Source organism: Herpetosiphon llansteffanensis (genome assembly GCF_003205875.1).
Classification (GTDB): Bacteria; Chloroflexota; Chloroflexia; order Chloroflexales; family Herpetosiphonaceae; genus Herpetosiphon; species Herpetosiphon llansteffanensis.
Window position 1 is genome coordinate 53,370 of sequence record NZ_PUBZ01000169.1, and the last position, 19,561, is coordinate 72,930.

The 19,561-nt window shown below is 51.0% G+C and carries 19 protein-coding genes; 9 read left to right on the forward strand and 10 right to left on the reverse strand.

The window, feature by feature from the left end; all coding sequences use genetic code 11:
• The first annotated feature begins 3 nt into the window (after positions 1-3).
• From C5S61_RS26150 to C5S61_RS26160, 3 genes are read left to right on the forward strand one after another with little or no spacing between them, the layout of a single operon-like run.
• The gene (locus tag C5S61_RS26150) at positions 4-1,731 is read left to right on the forward strand and encodes a polysaccharide biosynthesis tyrosine autokinase (RefSeq protein ID WP_110520473.1); all 1,728 of its coding nucleotides are present in this window, start codon (positions 4-6) and stop codon (positions 1,729-1,731) included.
• Positions 1,715-4,546 carry a DUF4012 domain-containing protein gene (locus C5S61_RS26155; RefSeq protein WP_164689794.1) on the forward strand — a complete coding sequence of 944 codons (2,832 nt, stop codon included), beginning with the start codon at positions 1,715-1,717 and terminating at the stop codon, positions 4,544-4,546. The genes C5S61_RS26150 and C5S61_RS26155 overlap by 17 nt, the downstream gene beginning before the upstream one ends.
• Positions 4,543-5,958, forward strand: coding sequence for a lipopolysaccharide biosynthesis protein (locus C5S61_RS26160; RefSeq protein ID WP_110520475.1), 1,416 nt, complete (start codon positions 4,543-4,545; stop codon positions 5,956-5,958). The genes C5S61_RS26155 and C5S61_RS26160 overlap by 4 nt, the downstream gene beginning before the upstream one ends.
• Before the next feature lie 431 nt (positions 5,959-6,389).
• On the opposite strand, the gene C5S61_RS26165 is transcribed toward C5S61_RS26160, so the two are convergent.
• From C5S61_RS26165 to C5S61_RS26200, 9 genes are all read right to left on the reverse strand, one after another.
• The gene (locus tag C5S61_RS26165; protein WP_110520476.1) at positions 6,390-6,893 is read right to left on the reverse strand and encodes a DinB family protein; all 504 of its coding nucleotides are present in this window, start codon (positions 6,891-6,893) and stop codon (positions 6,390-6,392) included.
• Positions 6,894-7,021: 128 nt separating this feature from the next.
• Positions 7,022-7,183 (reverse strand): hypothetical protein, encoded by a 162-nt coding sequence (locus tag C5S61_RS26995; protein ID WP_164689795.1) that lies wholly within the window; start codon positions 7,181-7,183, stop codon positions 7,022-7,024.
• Between the two features lie 76 nt (positions 7,184-7,259).
• Positions 7,260-7,736 carry a hypothetical protein gene (locus C5S61_RS26170; RefSeq protein WP_110520477.1) on the reverse strand — a complete coding sequence of 159 codons (477 nt, stop codon included), beginning with the start codon at positions 7,734-7,736 and terminating at the stop codon, positions 7,260-7,262.
• A gap of 153 nt (positions 7,737-7,889) precedes the next feature.
• Entirely contained in the window at positions 7,890-8,219 is a 330-nt protein-coding gene (locus tag C5S61_RS26175; RefSeq protein WP_110520478.1) for an HNH endonuclease, read from the reverse strand.
• An 84-nt stretch (positions 8,220-8,303) separates the two neighbouring features.
• Positions 8,304-9,032 (reverse strand): DUF4386 domain-containing protein, encoded by a 729-nt coding sequence (locus C5S61_RS26180; RefSeq protein WP_110520479.1) that lies wholly within the window; start codon positions 9,030-9,032, stop codon positions 8,304-8,306.
• On the reverse strand, positions 9,029-9,619 hold the full coding sequence (locus C5S61_RS26185; protein WP_110520480.1) for a TetR/AcrR family transcriptional regulator: 591 nt from the start codon (positions 9,617-9,619) through the stop codon (positions 9,029-9,031). The genes C5S61_RS26180 and C5S61_RS26185 overlap by 4 nt, the downstream gene beginning before the upstream one ends.
• 75 nt (positions 9,620-9,694) lie before the next feature.
• Positions 9,695-11,017 (reverse strand): RtcB family protein, encoded by a 1,323-nt coding sequence (locus C5S61_RS26190; RefSeq protein ID WP_110520481.1) that lies wholly within the window; start codon positions 11,015-11,017, stop codon positions 9,695-9,697.
• A gap of 144 nt (positions 11,018-11,161) precedes the next feature.
• Entirely contained in the window at positions 11,162-11,533 is a 372-nt protein-coding gene (locus tag C5S61_RS26195) for a response regulator transcription factor (protein WP_110520482.1), read from the reverse strand.
• Between the two features lie 34 nt (positions 11,534-11,567).
• Positions 11,568-12,821: a DUF3095 domain-containing protein gene (locus tag C5S61_RS26200; protein WP_110520483.1), complete on the reverse strand. Its 1,254-nt coding sequence runs from the start codon at positions 12,819-12,821 to the stop codon at positions 11,568-11,570.
• Between the two features lie 137 nt (positions 12,822-12,958).
• On the opposite strand from C5S61_RS26200, the gene C5S61_RS26205 reads away from it, so the two are divergent.
• The 6 genes from C5S61_RS26205 to C5S61_RS26230 all read left to right on the forward strand — a co-directional run bounded on the left by C5S61_RS26205 (position 12,959) and on the right by C5S61_RS26230 (position 18,527).
• Positions 12,959-13,705, forward strand: a complete 747-nt coding sequence (locus C5S61_RS26205; RefSeq protein ID WP_110520484.1) for a class F sortase — start codon at positions 12,959-12,961, stop codon at positions 13,703-13,705.
• 13 nt (positions 13,706-13,718) lie between these two features.
• On the forward strand, positions 13,719-14,390 hold the full coding sequence (locus C5S61_RS26210; RefSeq protein WP_110520486.1) for a hypothetical protein: 672 nt from the start codon (positions 13,719-13,721) through the stop codon (positions 14,388-14,390).
• A 28-nt stretch (positions 14,391-14,418) separates the two neighbouring features.
• Positions 14,419-15,738: a gluconeogenesis factor YvcK family protein gene (locus C5S61_RS26215; protein WP_110520487.1), complete on the forward strand. Its 1,320-nt coding sequence runs from the start codon at positions 14,419-14,421 to the stop codon at positions 15,736-15,738.
• A gap of 417 nt (positions 15,739-16,155) precedes the next feature.
• Positions 16,156-17,334, forward strand: a complete 1,179-nt coding sequence (locus C5S61_RS26220; protein ID WP_110520488.1) for a DNA double-strand break repair nuclease NurA — start codon at positions 16,156-16,158, stop codon at positions 17,332-17,334.
• 45 nt (positions 17,335-17,379) lie between these two features.
• Positions 17,380-17,988 carry a hypothetical protein gene (locus C5S61_RS26225; protein ID WP_054536806.1) on the forward strand — a complete coding sequence of 203 codons (609 nt, stop codon included), beginning with the start codon at positions 17,380-17,382 and terminating at the stop codon, positions 17,986-17,988.
• Positions 17,989-18,002: 14 nt separating this feature from the next.
• Positions 18,003-18,527, forward strand: coding sequence for a hypothetical protein (locus C5S61_RS26230; RefSeq protein ID WP_110520490.1), 525 nt, complete (start codon positions 18,003-18,005; stop codon positions 18,525-18,527).
• Positions 18,528-18,550: 23 nt separating this feature from the next.
• Here C5S61_RS26230 and C5S61_RS26235 read toward each other — a convergent pair whose 3' ends face one another.
• A complete protein-coding gene (locus C5S61_RS26235; RefSeq protein ID WP_110520492.1) occupies positions 18,551-19,558 on the reverse strand; it encodes a TolB-like translocation protein in 1,008 nt (335 codons plus the stop codon).
• Between the last annotated feature and the right edge of the window lie 3 nt (positions 19,559-19,561).

The following is a 19,561-nucleotide window of genomic DNA, read 5'->3' on the forward strand; positions in this document are numbered from 1 at the left end:
TCAATGAATATCTTTCGTCGTTATCTCACTGGTTTGCGGCGTTGGCTCTGGCTCTTAGTGCTAGGGCCAATTGTCGCTGCTGGCGCGGCCTATGCCATTAGTAGCCGTCAAACGCCGCGCTATGCCAGCAGCACGCGGGTGATTGTTGGCCAAACTCTGCAAAATAGCAATCCCGATTATGGCAGTTTGGTTGCCAGCGAACGCTTGGTTTCGACCTATGCGCAAATTGCCCAGAGTCGCACAACCATCGAAGCAGTTGAGCAACGTTTAAATGTGCGCGATATTGCCAGTTCGGCGATCATCACGACGCGGCCAGTTCAGGAAACTGAGTTTTTGGATATTGCGGTTGAGGCCGACGATCCGCAGCAGGCTGCCGATATTGCCAATGCAATTGCTGAACAGCTGATTTTGACCAGTCCGGCGGGGCCACAGAGCGCCGAGGCCAAATTGCTCGATGAGGTTAATCGCCAGATTGCGACGCTCAACGAGGAAATTACCCGCACCGACGAGGAAATTAAAACCCTCAAAGCTGAAATTGAACAAATCGGTGCCGATAAGCCCGCCGCTGAATCGTTAATTGCCAATCTCCAGCTCAAACAACAGAGCCAAAATCAAAATCGCCAAACCCTGAGCACATTGTATAGCACGGCGCTTGGCAATCGCGCCAATTCAATTAGCGTCGTCGAATCAGCGTTGGTCAATCCTACGCCGATTGCGCCACGGCCAATTCGCAGCGCAATTTTGGCGGGAATTTTGGGCTTTGCCTTGGTATTTGGCTTGGCCTTGCTGCTCGAATATTTCGATGATAGCGTGCAAACACCAGACGAAGGCGTTGATTTGGTCAATGCGCCGTTGCTGGCAGCGATTGTCAAGCAAGAAACCAAAGTGACCAAAGCCGCTCAGCGCTTGGTTTCGCGGCTCGACCCGCGTTCGCCAACCGCCGAAACCTTTCGCACCTTGCGCACTAATTTGCAGTTTTCGAACGTCGATACCAAAGCCCGCACCTTGATTGTAACGAGCAGTCAACCTGAGGAAGGCAAAAGCACCGTCGCGGCCAATTTGGCGTGGGTGCTGGCCCAAGCAGGCCAAAAAGTCGTGCTGATCGATGCCGATTTGCGCAAGCCAATGATGCATCGGGTGTTTGAAGTGAGCAGCGAATATGGCTTGACCAACTTGCTGACTAACAACGAAGATCCAACAATTCGCGATCGCACGGTGCTGCCAGTTGCCGAAAATTTGTGGCTGATTCCAAGTGGCCCGTTGCCTCCGAATCCCTCGGAATTGCTTGGTAGCAAGCGCATGGAAATGCTAATTTGGCTGTTGCAGCAGGAGTACGATTGGATCTTATTCGACACGCCGCCAATTTTGACCGTGACCGACCCAATTGCCTTGATTCCACGCGTCGATGGCGTTGTGCTGGTGGCCGAAGCCAAACGCACGCGCCGCGATATGCTGGCCAAATGTCGCGCCGCAATCCAAACGGTTGGCGGTCGGCTGATTGGCTTGGTCTTCAACAAGCTTGATGCGCGCTCCGAAGGCTATGGCGTGTACTACACCTACTACTACGATCAGCATCATAATGCCAATCGTGGTCGTCGCTTCTGGCATCGTAAAGATGATCATCAGCCGGTACCAAATATGAGCGAGCCAGCGCCCTTGGATTTGCACGATTCAACGCTTGAGCGCTCAGAATCGGCCTATGAGATGGCTAGCCATGAGCAAATCAAGTAATCAAGTTGCAACCAATCAAGCTCCTAAGAAACGCCGCTTGCGGCGTTTTTTCCTATATGCTTTGGGGTTGCTTGGCATCTGGCTCGGGCTACTAGCGTGGTTTAGCTACCAACTGTATGCGCACAGCCAACAGCTGCGTGCTTTGTTGCAAACCAGCCCAATGCGTAGCAGCCACGCCCAAGCCTTGTGCGATGAGGTTGCTGCAACTCACACCAGCGCTATTTGGCTGCGCCGATTAAGCTTGCCAATCCACCCAATTTTGCGTCAAAGCGACGCTTGGATTGGTGCGCTGCCCGCTGCTAGCGATTTTGCGAACCAAGGCTTGGGCGTTGCAGAGGGTTATTGCCACCAATTTAATCCTTTGCTTGCCCTGCTTGATCTGCCTGCTGAACAACGGAGCAAACAGCTGCTGGATTGGCTAATTGCTAACCAATCAGATTGGCTGCAACTCCAGCGCGATGTGCAAGGCGTGCAGCAAACATGGCGTAGCGTGCCAACCAGCTTGCAAACCGCCCCATTTTTGGCCAACTATCAAGCTCAATTAACGCAGTTTGACCAGCAATTGACTGCGGCACAAACCAGCCTTGGCTTGCTTGATCAAGCGTGGCCGTTGCTTGCTGCTGGTTGGGGCACGCAAAAACCGTTGCGTCTGTTGATTGCTGGCCAAAATCCACTGGAATTGCGGCCAAGTGGTGGCTTTATTGGCAGCATTGCGACCATGACGTTTGAGCAAGGCCGCATTAGCAACATGGCCTACTTTAACAGTGCCGATTTTGCGGCAGTTGCGCCTGCTGGCTCGGCCATGCCCAAGCCCTACAACCAGTATTTGCGGGCCTCGCTTTGGACGTTGCGCGATGCTAATTGGTGGCCCGATTGGCCAACCTCGGCCCAAAGTTTGCAAATATTTTGGCAATTAAACCAACAACCTGAAGTCGATGCCGTGATCGCACTCGATCTGTATGGCTTGCAAGGGCTGATTCAAGTTTTAGCGCCCTTGGAGATTGCTGGCTACGGCCAAATGGTACAAGCAGCGAGCCTTGAGCAAATTTTCGGGCTTTACGATGGCCAGAACGTCACTGGCGATAAGCAATTTTTGGCTGCTTTGTTTCGCAGCACCCTCGAAACGGCTCGCCATGCCAATTTCAGCCAATGGTTGGAGCTTGGCGCAAGCTTGCAAGCATCGTTGCAGCAACGCCATTTAAGCATCTATTTCAACGATCAAACCAGCCAAAATCTGATGCTTGCCAATGGTTGGGCTGGCGCAATGCCGCAGGTTGGGCACGATCTGCTGGCCTTAGTCGATGCTGATCTATCCTATAGCGACGGCCAAAACTTTATTGAACAACGCATGCAGCTTGATGTGCAACTCGATGCCCAAGCTCGGCCATTGACCAACACATTGACAATTACCTATACCAATCGTTACGATGCGTGGCGCGCCGATTCGAGCAAACACGCGGTCTATGGCTATTGCTACAACGTTGGCTTGGCAATCCAGCAGCGTATTCCAGGCTGTTATGGCGATTATGCGCGGGCTTATTTGCCGATTAATGCGCTGCCCTTGCATTTAGATGGCGCTGACACGCCGCCGGATATTGCGCAGGAAGGCCAGTTGACGAGCGTTGGTTGGTATATGTTGCTCTACCCGGGCCAAACGCGCACGATTCGGCTGAGCTATTTGCCTAATCTGCAAAGCCAGCCCTATCAATTAAGCTGGCTCAAACAAGCTGGCACGTTGGCGCATCCGATTCATGTTCGCATTAGCCAAGCTGGGCAAATGGCTGAATGGCAAGGCTCGTTGCAACACGATCGCGAGCTGAGCTTTATTGATGCTGCAATTCAGCCAGCCCCAAGCGATGTGCCAATAACCGCTGATCAGCAGGCCGCCGAGCAGGCTTGGCAACGCTGGCAGCAAGGCGAAACCAGCGCCGCCCTTGAGCTTTGGCAAGCTAGCAACACGCTTGATCGGGCCTTGGATGCGGTGGTTGGCCTGCGTTGGACGCACGATCCAAGCTCTGCCAAGCAACTTTTGCAGCAACTGCAACCATTGTTGCCCGATTCTGGGCGTGCGGCATTTTTGGCAGGCTGGCTTGCCGAGCTAACCAATGACGATGACGCTGCATTGCAAGCCTATCAAACAGCCTTGGAGCGAGAACCGAGCAGCCAAGCTGCCCGTTTGGCCTTAGCCTTGCTGCAACTCAAACGTGGCGATGGTGCTGCTGCAGAGCGTAGTTTGCAACAGCTAAAAAATCCGCGCTTGGCGCTTCAGCGCTTGGCGTTTGATCAGCGGATGGCTGGCGATTTGGCCCAAGCTGAGCGCTATTATCAATTGCTCTTGACGCTTGATCCTCGCGATCGCACGGTTTGGGAAGATCGCTATTGGCTGCGGCGGTATGCCAACGATCAGCCAGATTGGCTAGCAGTTGAACAATTGGCAAATGAAGGAATTAGCGAGTTTCCGAATGATGCTACCTGGTTAAGCCGCCGTGCCGAGAGCTACGAGCGCCAGAATCTGCCGCAACAGGCAATTGGCGATTGGCAGCAAGTTAGCATAATCTCGCCAACCAATAGCTTGGCTTGGTATTATTTGGCGTTGCAGCAACGGGCTGTGGGCGATTGGCAAGCAGCGCAATCCTCGCTTGAAACGTTGGTTCAGCTTGACCCACAGGCTGATTATTATTTGGTGCTTGGCGATACGCTGCGCGAATTAAATTTGGTGGCTGAGGCGCGGAATGCCTATGCAACCGCCGCGCAAATCAACCCCGACCATCCTGGTTTGGCCGAGCGCTTGCGGCTGCTGGAAGCAAGCCCGTGAGCCGTCGCCTCCTCAAAGATACAGCACTCTATGCCTTGACGGGAGTGGCAACCAAGCTGATTGGAGCCTTGCTGCTGCCCTTTATCACTCGTTTGCTCAGCCCTGAACTGTATGGCAGCGTCGATCTGATTAGCTTAGTTGGTTTGTTTGCAATCGAGTTGGTGACGCTGGGCAGCGATTTTGCCTTGGCGCTCTATTTTCATGAAGCAACGCTTGATCGGCGGCGTTTGATTGGCTCGCTTTGGCTTGCTCGCTTGCTTTTGGGCTTGCTGATCGCAGTAATTGGCCATGCACTTGCGCCATGGCTGGCTGTGCAATTGCTTGAACGCAGCGATCCACAAACGATTTTGGCCTTGCGCTTGGGGTTGTGGGGCCAATTGGCGAATGGCATCATCGGCCTGTGGTTTACAACCTTGCGCCAAGAGAGTAAAGCTCTGCGCTTATTTGGCCTGACCGTGCTGCGAGTTGCGGCGACGGCTTTGCTGACAATTGGTTGGATGCTGCAAAGTAGCCAGCGCTTGAGTGCCTATTTTGGCGCGATGTTGGTCGTTGATTGTTTGCTGGCGCTTGGCTTGACGCTGCTGATGCAGGGCCAACTTGGCAGGCCCGATTGGCAGCTGCTACAAATATTAATGCGCAAAGGCTTGGGCTTTTTGCCACGCTCAATCTATTTTGTGGCAATGACCTTGATCAATCGCCAGATTTTGCTGCATTTTGGCTCATTGGAGCAAATTGGTCACTATGCGGCGGCGACCAAAATTAGCTTTATCGTGTGGATTGTGATTAGTGCTGCCAATCAGGCTTGGTTGCCGTATAGCCTTTCGATTGCCAACACGCCGACCGCCAACTCCAGCTATCGCCAATATCTGACCAGCTACACGATGCTGATGGGCGCTGCAACCACAGGCTTGGCCTTATTTGCCCCCGAACTGTTACGCATTTTGACGACTGGCGATTATTTGCCAGCAGCGCCAGCAGTTGGTTGGTATGCAGTTAATTTGATGGCAATTGGCTTATTGACGGTGGTGGCAACTGGCCTGACGATTACCAAAGCAACTGCTGTTTTAGGCCAAACCAGCTTATTAACCGCGATTTTGAATGTTGGTTTGGCAATTGTGCTTGTGCCATGGTTGGGCTTGGTTGGCGCTGCGATCGCCGCCGCAGGCGATCAATTGATCGCAGCGTGGTTGGTCTATCGCGCGGCCCAAAAGCGCTATCCAATCGATTTTGATGTTAAGGCAGTGGTTGCGTGGTTGGGCCTAACTATTGTCTGTGTGGCGCTGGCAAGTTGGCTGCCGTTGGCGTTTAGTTGGCCCTTGATTGGCCTCAAACTAGCAATTATTGGCTTGTGGTTGGGCTGCTGTTGGCGTTGGGGCCAGCCCAACATGTTGTTGCGCTTGTTGCGGAAATGACGATTTTTTCGCAAGGGGATTGGTTGTTGGGGATTGGGGATCGGAAATTTAACTCTGCGCCTCTGTGTTAAATACCTATTCGTTTAACGCAGAGGCGCAGAGCAACCGAAGGATTAAGAATGAGGGATGAGGGATGAAAAACAGAAAGCCTAGAAGATAATCAAATAAATCTGTGGAATCTGTGGCTAAAATAAGCCTTCGGCTCCTTCGTGTCCTTCGCAGTTCCGCACCTTTGTGCTCTTCGTGCCCTTCGTGGATGAATTTTTTAACGCAGAGGCGCAGAGGAGTTATGGCTATGGGCTATCGGTCAGCAGGAACCCAATCCTAAAAATCTGTGCCCATCTGTGGCAAAAACGAAACCTTCGTGTCCTTCGCGTTCTTCGCGGTTCCGCACCTTCGTGCTCCTCGTGCCCTTCGTGGATCGCAACTACCTATTGCTCGCTAGGCAGCTCACGGCCTCGCCCAATACCATGGGCATAGCTCCACGGCTGAATATCTGGTGGTTCAATGCCCAATGATGTCAGGATGGCACAAATTTGCTCGCGGTGAATGTTGCTATGGTGGAGCGCCTGGGCAATCAATGCCCCGGCATGAATTTCATAATCTCCTGAAACAAGGATCGTTAGTTGCTCACCATCAAGCGGCACGGCGAGAAATTGGATCCAATTAGTGGCAACTTCTTCAGCTCGCGCCTCAAGCAGCGCAAAATCGCTGGTGAGATCGCGATTAAGTAACCAAGCAGGTGCATTGCCCGAAAGATGGTGTAGATAGCGCGCATCAGACAAAATAATATGGTTGAAGGTCGCGATGATATTGCCATAGCTGCCAACAACGGTTGTAGCAAGTTGCTCCTCGTTAAGCTGGCTACAAGTCGTTAGTAACAGCTTGGTTGCCCAACTATTGTGCTGAAATGAATCGAACAGAACCCTATTCATACGATCACCTCTAGTAGAGCGATTGAATAGGACAAATGTACTACACGCATGGGCATGTGTCAACGCTTATACGTAGCCACAGTAACACGACTAGGCAAAGGTTTAGTACAAAAAATTTGATCTGGTTATTATTGGGGTTTGGAGCGTTGCGCGAGGAGTTGTTGGCGCAGAACTGCTTGTTTGAGGCTTTTGGTTGAGCGTGGTTTGCTGTGTTGGGTCAGCTTAAAACTGCCGATCAATAAGCCACAGCCAAGCACCAACTGCAAACAACCAAAAAGTAGATCAACCATCGTTGCCTCAATAAAAACAATTTAATCGGAATAAACTGTGTAATCAAGTATAGCGATGGCTGATCTGCTTGTCAAATTATTCTAAATGTTTGAAGCTGAGGTCAATTGAACGTGCATGCAGGTGGTTAACTGCCAACGTAGCCGGATGCGTTTGCAAAAATTGCTCAAACTTGCCAAGCTCCTCAGGATGCAAACACCATTGATTGCCCTGGCCCAAACTAGCCAACTTCAAATTGGAAATATAGCGAAACGTCAGCGAAAGCTGCTTAACCGAATCATCAATCCACTCGCCATCAGCATCGACATAGGTTTTTTCAACTACCAAATGGCGAGTCAGATTATAACTAAAATGTGCATTTAAGCCATTCTGTTCAACACCCCATTGAAACAGCAACATATCACCATCATTGGCCAGATCACAATCGTCAATCCGAATTTCGCGATAGAATCCAAGCATCAGGTTGAGCGCATCTTCAATGGCAAGGTATTCAAGCACTTTGTCAGATTGTTCTAGCCACAGATTAAAGCGGTCTAGCACATGTTTTGCTTGCATTCCATGTTCCTATTCTAGGTCTATGATTTCGATCCTTGCATGATGCTGTATTGTAAACTATTTATTGTCGTAATTGAAAATGATTCAGCCAAACGGCCTAAAATAGAAAGCCCCTTGGCTGAGCAATACAGCCAAGGGGTTTAAGTTTAGAAATTATTCAAAGTAGCGAACGACCTGTTGTGCACCAGTAAACTGGACCCAATTTTGTTCTATTTCCTTAATATAGTGGTAGTGTTCAAAATAAACGCAGTAGCGGCCATCTTCAACTTTTTCAGCATACTTGTATGTAGCAGTATACAATTTATTGATGTTTGAATCATCACGAAGATAAATCAATACTTGATCAATTGTATTTATCCGATGATCATCCATAATCCAATTACCACTACTTCCAGTGCCATCATTATTGAAGGTTAATAAATGACCATTAGTAAAGAGTGCTAGTAATCGTTTGCCTGGTTGAACAAAATCTCGTGCATGCATAGTGCTACCTCATTGCATCACTATCACCCATTTAACGATAGTGCTAGCTTCCACTATAGAGATTTTTAGGGCTGTGGTCAAGGATTAATTGGTATCCAATTGTTGGGCATTTTTCTGGCGCAAAATTATAATTCCGAGGCTTGCCATCCACGCCAACCACAACAAACTGCCAACTAAGCCTGCCCAAGCAATGACCGGAATTGTGGGCAGTACGGTCGCCAAAAGTTCAGTTTGGGCAAGGCTATAGATCAAGGCTGCCAGCCAGCCCAACCATGCCAGCCACTTCGGCAAGCTCATCGAACGATAGATAATCGTGCTCAGCAGTAGCATCCAGATAATCATAAATAATTGGCCGATGTGCTCGCCCAACACCACGCCGCCATATTGATGCACTACCTGAAAAAGGGTTGCTAGGCTGGCCTTGGTTGTTGCCGAAGCCAGCGGATCAAGGTAGCTTTGAGCGATTAGTGGCACCACAAAGACCCAACGCAACAAGCCAACAACCTGCATCACAAAGCCAATTACGCCAATCGTGCTCGCTGTTTCGCTCAAGGCTGCACCTGAAAATTCGGGCAGGCGTTTGAGCATGATGCTGGCGAATAATAAGGGCAAGCCGACCCAAGCAAAGGCCAGCCATGTATAAATTAGGCCACTGCCACCTGCTGCAAATTGGCGCAATACCTGATCAACTGGCGCACGCAAAATATCGGGATAATCGAAATTGCTGATCAACAACGTATACGGAATATTGACCAACAGCGAGCCAAGAATCAAACTCCAGCCCGTTAGTTGGCGTACGTATTTATCTGTCATTGGTTGCTCCCTTGAATGATGTAGGGTTGTAGCACATGGAGCATCAAGTTCACGCCAGTGTTGATGCTGCTTGGTTCGATTGGACGTTGATTAATTTCGAGATTGTTGAGCCAAAATTCGCTAATTAACCAACAGACTTGAATCAATTGATCAAGTGTGTTTGCAGTAAGTGGCTGCATAATTCCGGCGCTGATGAATTGCTCAACAATGCTGCGGAAGCCTGCAAACCCACGTTGGCGGGTGGCTAAAAAGCTGGCGTGCAAAGAGGAATCGTGGTGCAGCAACGCCACCAATTCGCGGTAGGCAAAACGGTAGCGCCAAATAATCTGGTAGTTGGTTTCGACCAAGGTGGTTAAATCGCTCAATTGGGCTGGGCGCGCGGTCGGCAGGCTCAGTTCTGTATCCCACGCGTTATACAGTTGTTCAAATAGAGCTTGAATAATCGCTGCTTTGTTGCGAAAGTGGTAGTACAAGTTGCCCGGGCTAATGCTACAGGCCTCGGCAATGTGGTTGGTGCTTACGTCTGCTGTGCCTTGGCGATTGAATAGCTCAAGCGCTGTGCTCAGAATTAAATCACGTTTGCTCATCTGCTTAACCCAAACTAGAGTAAATACTCTAATATTTTTAGAGCATTTACTCTAGTTTGTCAAGCACTTACTAATTTAGCTTTGGCCTGGCTCGCCGGCCATAATCACGGCGATTGGCTTCATGCGAGCCAATGGCTTAATCAAATCGGCTTCGATTTGCAATTCCATTACCCGTTCGATGTCTTTGTAGGCCAAGGGCGATTCGTCGACGCTCCAGCCTTCGACATGCACGCCATGAGCTTTGATAACTTTTTTGGCCTCGCTGGAGCTGATGGTGGCGCGAGCTTTGGAGCGGCTGTACAAGCGGCCTGCACCGTGCGAGGCGCTATGCAAGGCTTCGGGGTTACCTAAGCCTTCGACCACATACGAAGCTGAAGCCATGCTGCCTGGAATCACGCCGCGAACGCCTACGCCTGCAGGTGTCGCACCCTTGCGATGCACAATCAGATCGCCTTCGCGCCAGGCAAAATTATGGTGATTTTGAATTGTGGCGACTGGCTTGAGCTTGGTGCGTTGGGCAAATAAGCGGTGGATAACTTCATGATTGGCTTGGGCAAAGGCTCCGGCTAATTCCATCGCTGCCCAGTATTCTTGGCCTGCCTCGCTATCCAAATCGAGCCATTCGTACATTTTGGGCACGTTGGCTTTGGTGGCGGTTTCTTGTACCGCAATGTTGCTATAGTGTTTGGCGATTGCGTAGCCAACCCCGCGCGAACCGCTATGGGTCAGCAAGCCAACAAATTCGCGTGGCAAGTCGTTCTCGCCCATTCGTTCGCCAACCACGATATTGGCAAAGTGGTTGCCACTGCCGCTGGTGCCAAGTTGGGCAATCGCTTTTTCGCGCAAGCTACGGGTTTGGGCGGTTAAATTCCAGTTTCTTATGCCCAAAATTGGGTGGTCCGGCCCGCGTTTGCGCGTTGCGCCCGAGCCAAACACTGTTACTTCAGCTAAATCACGAAATAATTGCTCGCGATGACGTTGAATTTCCATTGGCGCTTCAGCAAAAATGGTCAGGTGCATGCGGCAGCCAATATCGACCCCAACCATCATTGGCGAGACGGCGTTGTGAGCGGCAAAAACCCCGCCGATTGGCAAGGCAAAGCCCGGATGGGCATCGGGCATCAAAGCTCCTTGGGCAGCAATTGGCAGGCGCAAAGCCAGTTGCAATTGCTCCAAGGCAGCGGCTTCAATATCGACCCCAATTTGGCCATAGGCTTTGTAGGGTTGGGCCTGTTCGTTGAGGCGGGCCAATTCGGCAGGCTTGCCAAATTCGGCCTCAACTTGGGCCACAATCTGCAAATCCTTGGAGCCGCTTTTTTTGAGGGCGGCGGCATACTTGGCAATGGCCGTGAAGCGTTTATCGCCACGCCATGGCTTTAGCAAGACATTTAGTTTCATAAATGTGAGACTCAGTTCTAGGATAGGCTGTTGGTTTCTCTGCAGTCACTATAATCAAAGCAGGCAGGCTGCATATCAGGCGCAATGTTGACATCTGCTCAGACTAAATCCTTAGCCTTGGCTCAGCCAATAGCCAGCAACTGGCTAGACGGTTGTGCCATAGCGCAAACGCAGCATCGTATTGAGGTATTCGATGAAAACGGGGATGTCAAAGGGTTTGGAGAGGTAGGCATCTGCACCAGCGTCGGCACCACGTTGAAAATCAACTTGCTCAGAGCGCACAGTCAGCATCATCACCGGAATGCTATAGCTGGTTTTGATTCGGCGGCACACTTCGGTGCCTTCGATCATGGGCATATTCACGTCGAGAATCACCGCATCTGGGCGTTGGCTGGCAACTTTTTGCAAGGCTTCCAAGCCATCGCGGGCCACCGAAACCCGATGTCCTTCGAGGGCTAAAACCTGTTGAACCAACCGTAAAATATCTTGACTATCATCAACCAATAAAATGTGCATACGGCCTCCAAAAAGTGCAATGAAGCCATTATACTCAGCATGTCCCCCATGATGGTGATGAAGTATCCCCCAATAGTCCTGTTTTCGAGGATGCCACAGCGTTCAGCGTGATCGCTACTTGGTGGGCATGGCTCTGTTGCTTAAGTTGATCGGCAGCCTTGGCATAGCCACCGTTATTGCCATCGATAAAATGAACTTGCCGCCCCATACGCTCAAAGACAATGCATGTCATCAAGGCACTATCTGCAACATGCAGGCCATAATTTAAATTGCCAGTTTGGCGTTGCTGCTCAAGAAATTGTTCAAGTTGTTGGCGTTGGGCGGGCGTACCTGCAATCACCATGCGCAACATTGCATCATATTTGCGATAATCGGTGCTGGCTTGCAAAATCTGGGGATATTCGGCCCAATCGGTTAGTTCGGTTTTGGCTCCGGTTGCCAACAAGAACTTCCCAAGCACGTTGAGCCACCAAATGTTGTTGAGATAGCGTAATTGTTGCAATTTGCTGGAGCCGCCGCGCAACCGAGCTTCGGCCCACAGATCTTTGGGCCACAACGATAAGCTGATTTGCTGCACATCAACCGGATGATGCTCAGCGTCTGCGCCATAAATCGCCTCGATTTGCTCGATCACATGGCGATTGATGCTGTTGCGCTCGGCGCTGGTAGCAGCTTCGGCCCGCACCAACAATGAAACGGTCTCGCCATAGCGGCTGGGAATCTCCTGCCAACGGCATTCGAGGCCATCGAGCAAGCCTGGCTGATCGCTGGCTTGGGCTGCAAGCAAATATTTGGCACCCAACATTGGATCTTTAATCGTTTGCTCAACGAAGGTCAAGCCATCGCCATTAATCATAGCTTGGGCATAATTCTCCGAGACGGCAAATTTGGCAATTTCAAGCTGATAGCGATGAGCATAAACCTCGCTGATTGGAATAATGCCAACCCGCAAGTGTAGGTTATAAATCGATTGGCTCAGATGCTGAACTGCCTGCAAAGCTGGCTTAGCTTGCTCGACCAACCATGGCGGCAACAATAAAGTCGCCCCATCGCCACCAAAAATAAATGGCAAATCGAGGTTGGGCTGCAAATTAAGCAAGGCCACAATCGTGCTAGCACCAATGAAGTTCACATCTTTGTAGCGACCTTCAGCAATCGCTTTGGTCGATTGTTCAATATCACTCACAACAATATACCAATCGGCAGGGACTTTTTGATAGCAACTGGCATCGGTAATTTGGACAAAATCGGTGATAATAGGTAAGGTTGCATAGAAGTTGTGCGTCATTGATGACCTCGATTTGTGAAAAGGTTTCCAAACACCTTGGACAGGGCTATAAAGTTCATATCGTAGCGAATCGACATTACAAGATAGATTACGCAATTCGTGCCATGTGGATGGATTGCTGGATAAGGAGTTTTGGCATGCGTCGGATGCTATTTGGTCTCGTAGGGTGCTTATTGGTTGGATGTAGTGGAACGGTGGGCAATCCTAGTGCAACTGCGTTGCCGAGCCTCGAACCAACTACGCAAGCGGTGGTGGCAAGTGTTGTGCCAACAACTACGCCGGTTGCGACTGCTGCTGCTAGCCCCACTCGTTTGCCAACCCAAACGGTTGCGCCAGAAATTACCAGCAAACCAGTCGAGTTGGATACGCCTACCTTGAACGAACAAAACGCGCCGCCAACCGCTGCTCCGCAACCAACCGCCAACCCAAGCAGCAACCCAAGCCAACCAGTGCGCATGGTGATTGATGTGATTGGGCTGGATCTTGCGCCGGTTTCGGTTGGCCTTGATCAACGCAATGTGCCAATTGTACCAAAACACGATGTTGGTTGGTACAATCTGAGTGCGCAGCCTGGCCAAGGCGAAAATGTGGTGCTTTGGGGCCATGTGTTGCGCTGGAAGGATGCGCCGAATGTGCCAGCACCCTTTGCACGGGTGAAAGATGTGGCGATTGGTGAGACAATTAAGCTTTATAGTGCAGATGGCAGCGAATATCGCTACCGCGTGACTGAACAAGTGTGGGCTACACCTGATCAAGTCCAATACATTTTGCCCGTTGGTTCAGAGCGTTTGACCTTAGTTTCGTGCATTGGTGATCAAGTGATTGTTGAAGGTAATTTAGAGCTGAGCCATCGCCTGATTACGATTGCCGAGCCAATTCGCTAAAAGGAATTTGCCGATGCCTGAACATCTGCCCAATCTACATGTGCCATCAGTTCAGACCTTTGGCGAGCGCTACGGCAATGGTCGCTTGTGGTGGTATATGTTTGTGGTGCTGTTTGTGGGCGTTTTCTTTGGCATGATGGCGATTGTTGGCATCAACGATTGGAACGATAGTTTGCGCTTGCCGGTTATTTGGCAATTGGGAATGCAGCGCCTGAGTATTGTAAGCATTGGCCTAGCCAGTCTCATTTTTGCTGGCTTTGGTTGGCTAATTGGCTGGATGTTGCGCAAAGTGGCAATCTGCCGCGTGCGATCGGTGGTTTTGGCGACGCTGTTTGGCTATTGGGCGGCCTATATTCTGTTTAATTGGCCGCCTAGTTTATTGTGGATCACTAATAGTCCGCACACAACCTACTATCGGCATATGCTGAGCGCCATGTTGATTGCGATTGGCTGTGTGGCCGGGCCAATTGCCTTGGTCATGCGGCCTCACCGTTGGGCTGGAGTTTGGCTGTTTAGTCAATTGGCGCTTGGTTTTGTGATTGCCAGCATCACTCATTGGCTGGTAATCAACGATTTTGATGGCCTTGGATTAACCTTCTTCCTGCTCGCGATCCTCGTTATCTACCCACTTGGCCTAAGTTGGTGGTTTAGCTATTATTTACGTCGCCAAATAATGCCCTTATAACGGCATTTGGGTCTATAATTGGGGGACTATGAAACAATCTGTACCTGCATCTGCCCGCAAATTATTGGATAGCCGCTGGCTTAAAGTTGGCATTGGGGTCAAGCGTTGGTTGGTCCTCATGCTTTTGGGCCTGATGTTTTCGGCGCTGGGCTTAGCATTTGGCCTACGTGAGTTGTATACGACGGTTGAACTGCCAGCGATATTCTATTATTTGACCTTGCAATTCTGGCCGCGCACCATTCGCATGATTATTTTGTGTTTGGTGGGGATTTTCGCTACTGGCTTTGCGTTTCGCCATCTCAATCGGGTTTTGCTGAGTGCAGCCTTGCCCCGCAACACTGCGCCAATCGATTTGGCCGAAACTCTGATTGGTCGCAGCCGCACCCGTCATGGCCCCAAAGTGGTGGCAATTGGCGGCGGTCACGGGCTTTCAACCTTGCTTAGTGGCCTCAAACAATATACCGACAATATTACGGCGATTGTGGCGGTTGCCGATGATGGTGGCTCCTCAGGCCGCATTCGCCAAGAATTTGGCATTTTGCCGCCAGGCGATATTCGGCGCTGTTTGGCAGCCTTGGCCGAAGCCGAGCCATTGATGACCCGTTTGTTTGAGCATCGTTTTCAGGCTGGCAGCCTCGAAGGCCATACCTTTGGCAATTTGTTTATCACAGCCCTTGCCGAAGTAACTGGCTCATTTGGCGAAGGTGTGCGTGAGGCCAATCGGGTTCTTGCTGTGCGCGGCCAAATTGTGCCAGCCACGCTTGATGATGTGGTGCTGTGGGCCGAGTTGGAAAATGGCGAGCATATCAGCGGCGAATCGCGGATTGCCAAAAGCGGCCAACGGATCAAACGGGTGTATTTGCAGCCACAAACTGCCTTGGCCGTGCGCACCGCGATCAAAGCCATCGAAGAAGCCGATTTGATTATTGTTGGGCCTGGTAGTTTATACACCAGTTTGCTTTCGAGCTTGATGATTAGCGAAGTCAATCAAGCCATTCGCGAGGCAACCCAAGCGGTGCGGGTCTATGTATGTAACGTAGCGACCGAGCCTGGCGAAACCGACCATTTTGGAGTGCGCGACCACTTGCAAGCGCTCGTCGAGCACGTCGGCCCCGATGTGTTTGATGTTGCCTTGGCCAATAGCGACGATCGTCAGAACCATCGCTTTGCGCCTGAATGGCAGGGCCGTACCACGATTGTGCCGCTTGATCAAACCACAGATTTGCCAATTCGCGTGCGCACTGCCAACGTGATCAATCCAGCCAATCCATTGCGCCATGATCCGGTGCGTTTGGCGCGTGAGTTAATGCGGGTTTTGGAAAAAGAGCGCCAAATGGGCCGCTTGTGACAGAGATTGACACAGGAAGATGCTAGGATTTGGGGCTAGAGGCAGTGATCAGGGTTAGAAACCGCGAAGCACACGAAGGTTGAAAACTGAAAAATAACAACAATCCAACAGATACATATTTGGGGGTGCAGGGGGATGAAAATCTTACAAGGGTAGGTTTTTAAGAATTGATTTGATGTGCCCCATTCCCTCACCCCCCAACCCCCTCGCCCACGAAAACGCGGGCGAGGGGGAGCCATCGTTTTTCACCAAGGAATTGGGAGAGAACCGTAGCATTAAAGCCCCTCGCCCCCGCGCCACGGGAGAGGGGTTGGGGTGAGGGGATCTCAAAACCCCACTACGTCTCTTCGGTGGAGGGATGGAAGGTGGCGAAAACATTGGAACATTTGATCAAGCCAACTACGTGAGGAGCACAACATGCCACTCGATTTTAATCAGGTTGGCCAACAAATTAAGCGCATGGGTGGCGATTTGCGCCAAACAGCCAATGAGCATGATCAATTGGTTGCTACCGCCTGGGCAAATTTGGAAAAAGAAAGCCCGCGCTGGGAACATTGGGCACGCCATGCAGAGGAAAATTATCTGCGCAGCCCGTGGCTCTTGGCTGCTCCCGCCGAACCAATAACCAATCGCTATCGCTTGCCCAAATTTGCGCCAAATTATTGTTTGGCAGCGGTTGATGGCTCGCAGATCGACCTTGATCGGCATTGGGCGGTCGAGTGTTTTTTGATTAACCTTGGGTTGGTCACGATTCAATATGGCCAACAGCCCTATTCCAAATTGCATTCGGTGCCAGCCTTGCACTACAACGATCAAGAATTGTTGCTGCGGGATAAAGATGGCCGCAGTTATAAAATGGCCGGAGCTTTGGTGCATGCTGAGCGTGATACTCGTGAAGGGATTGCGCTGGCGAGCCTAGCCCAAGAGATTTTGGCCACTAGCACTGCGCCGTTAGTCGCAATGCAAGATGGCACGCTGATTCGCTGGTCGTTGAGCGGGCTTGATCCATGGGTACGCAGCCATTTCTTGCAACGCTATCTTGATCAAGGTTTGGCTGCTTTACGGGCTGCCGATGTGCCAACCTGCTCCTACATCAGCCACCCCAAAGCGCCTGAAGTGACCGGAATTGCTCGTTTGATTGCCAAACCAATCTTGAACAATGCCAGCAAAGCAGAAGGCATTATCGATCCCTACCCTGGGATCAACGATACAAAATTATTTGGCAATGGCTGGCTGGGTGATGGCGAACGCAGCGCGTTATTCAAAAGCCTCTCCAAAATTAATGTTGAAGAATATGGCGAGCACGCAATTTATTTCTTCTACCTGAATGTTGGGGCCGAATTAGCGCGGATCGAAATGCCCGAATGGGTGGCGCAACGGCCAGAATGGGTTGATTTGATTCACGCAGTCGCGTATGATCAAGCGCATCGCGGCGGTGGCTATCCGGTGGCGTTGGCGCGGGCGCATGAGCAAGCAGTAGTACGCGAAAGCGATCGTCGGGTGTTTCGCCAAATGATTGAGCAAGCCCTTTGGCATGCGCGCTTGAGCAATGGCTCATCATTAAAACAAGATGCCAAAGCCCAAGTGCGGGTTTAACTCTTTTAGCTATAGCCTATCCTCGATAGCCTATACCCAACATATATGCAAGAACAACGTATTGGTGAAGTGATCGAAGCAAGCTCAACTCAATGGACAACTGGCGCATATGAGTTGCTGAATGCGCCGCCTTTTGGCTCGTTGATCAAGGCTGGCTGCTACGACAACGATTTATGTGTCTATGGCTTGGTCTACGATATTCGGACTGGCAGCCGCGATCTTGGCGGCAAAGCTATGGTGCGTGGTGGCCGGCGCTACGATGGTAGCGAGTTTTACGACGATCAAATTTATAGCGAACACCCTGATCTCGCCGCTGTATTGCAAACCGAGTGGAGCGCCTTGGTAATAGGCTACGAGCGGGCTGGCCGCATTATTCATTATCTGCCACCGCAACCGCCAACCGTCCACTACAGCGTCCATTTATGCGATGATAATACCGTGCATCGTTTTACCCAACACTGCGATTTCTTTCGCATGGTCTTACACGCCAATTTGCCGATTGTTGATGAACTTTTGGGCACTGCGATTCGCAATGCTGCCGAGTTACAAGCTAATCGGCGCGAATATGAGCTGTATGCAGGCCGCGAATTAGCCCGTTTGCTGCGCGACGATTATGATCGTTTGCGCGTATTGGTGCGTATGTTGACCAGTTAAATTTGGGAGGATGTATGCCGAGTTATGTTGTTAATGGGCGTAAATACAACAGCATCGATGAAATGTCCGCCACAGATCGCCAAACCTATCAACAAGCGATGGATGAATTAGCAGATCGTGGTGGTTTTCCTAACCTTTTTGATAAAAATACCACTATCGAAACGACCCATACAACCAATGTAAGCCAGCAGCATGTGATCAATGGCAGCAGCGATCAGCTGAACTCCATGTTTGCTGATCGCGATGGCAATGGCATTCCCGACATTATGGAAGGCAGCGCCGATCAACTTAACTCCATGTTTGCTGATCGCGATAACAATGGCATTCCCGACATTATGCAAGAGCAAAGTAACTTTAGCAGTCAGCAAACCCCACCTTCCTCAAGCACTTGGAAAACCTCTGCTCCAAGCGTCGATCCGCTGGCTGGCTCATCGTTGCCATGGAATCAGCCAAAGCAAGGCAATGGATTTTTGCTTGGTTTGATCGTTGGTGGCGTGGCGATAGGTGCAGCCTTACTGGCATGGTATCTCTTGATGTAAGCAACCACGCAGCATGCAATCAACTAACGCCGCACCAAGTCAGGCACATCAAGCACGATCACGGCATCCTTGTCGTCGTCGCCGGTGTTGCCCGGGTCATACCAAATCACGGCGATCTGTTTGCCATCGGGCGACCAGGCAGGCCATTGATAGTGGCCAGGCGGGGTCAGGGCAAGCCGCTCACCCGTGGCGGTTTTGAACAGCCATACTTGGTCGGATGAGCGGTCGAAATTGGCGACAAAAACAAGCCATTGGCCATCAGGCGACCATTGCAAACCGGCAATATTGTAGACATCCGCCAGCACAACCCGACGATTGCCAGCCTCGGCATCCATGAGATAGAGATTTTCGGGACGGGTGAGGGCACTGACCACGCCTGAGCCAGCATCGGGCAAGCCGAAGAAGGCGATGGTAGTACCATCAGGCGACCAAGCAAAATACTGCGCGACATCGACCTCAAGGTCGAGGGGCTGAAAGCCGTCGCTGGCAGTCCACCAATAATACTTTGAACCAAGATACTGACCATCAGTCACCAAGGCCCGATCCATGCTGGGATTCCATACCACTCGACCTTTGTGTAAGATTTTACGCGGCGCGGGGCGTGGGATTAATTCGCTGAGAGTATTGGTGTCTGGGTCGAAGGCACTATAGCCATGTTGGTCCGTTGGCGGGCCATTGATGACCTGCATGTCGGTGCTGTATTTAAAGCCAAGTCGTCCATCGGGCAGGCGATCGGGGAGCCGATGGAGGGTAATATCGGCATCGATTGCATCAGGAATGGCAACGAGATCACCGAGTTTGCGGTCAGAGGTAAGCCAGAAGAGGCGGTAGCGTGAAGGTGCACCGCTTTTAGTGGCAAGCACAACCAGCCCCTGATCGATCCAAGCCAGCCCACTATAATCACCGAGATTTTCCGTTGGCTTATTGAGCGGTTGTGGTGTGTAGGGCAGGATAGTGGTTTTGGCAACCTCACAGCGAATGAGTGCTAGGACGATCAGGCTGAGGCCGATCAATAGTTTTAGGGGATGCATACC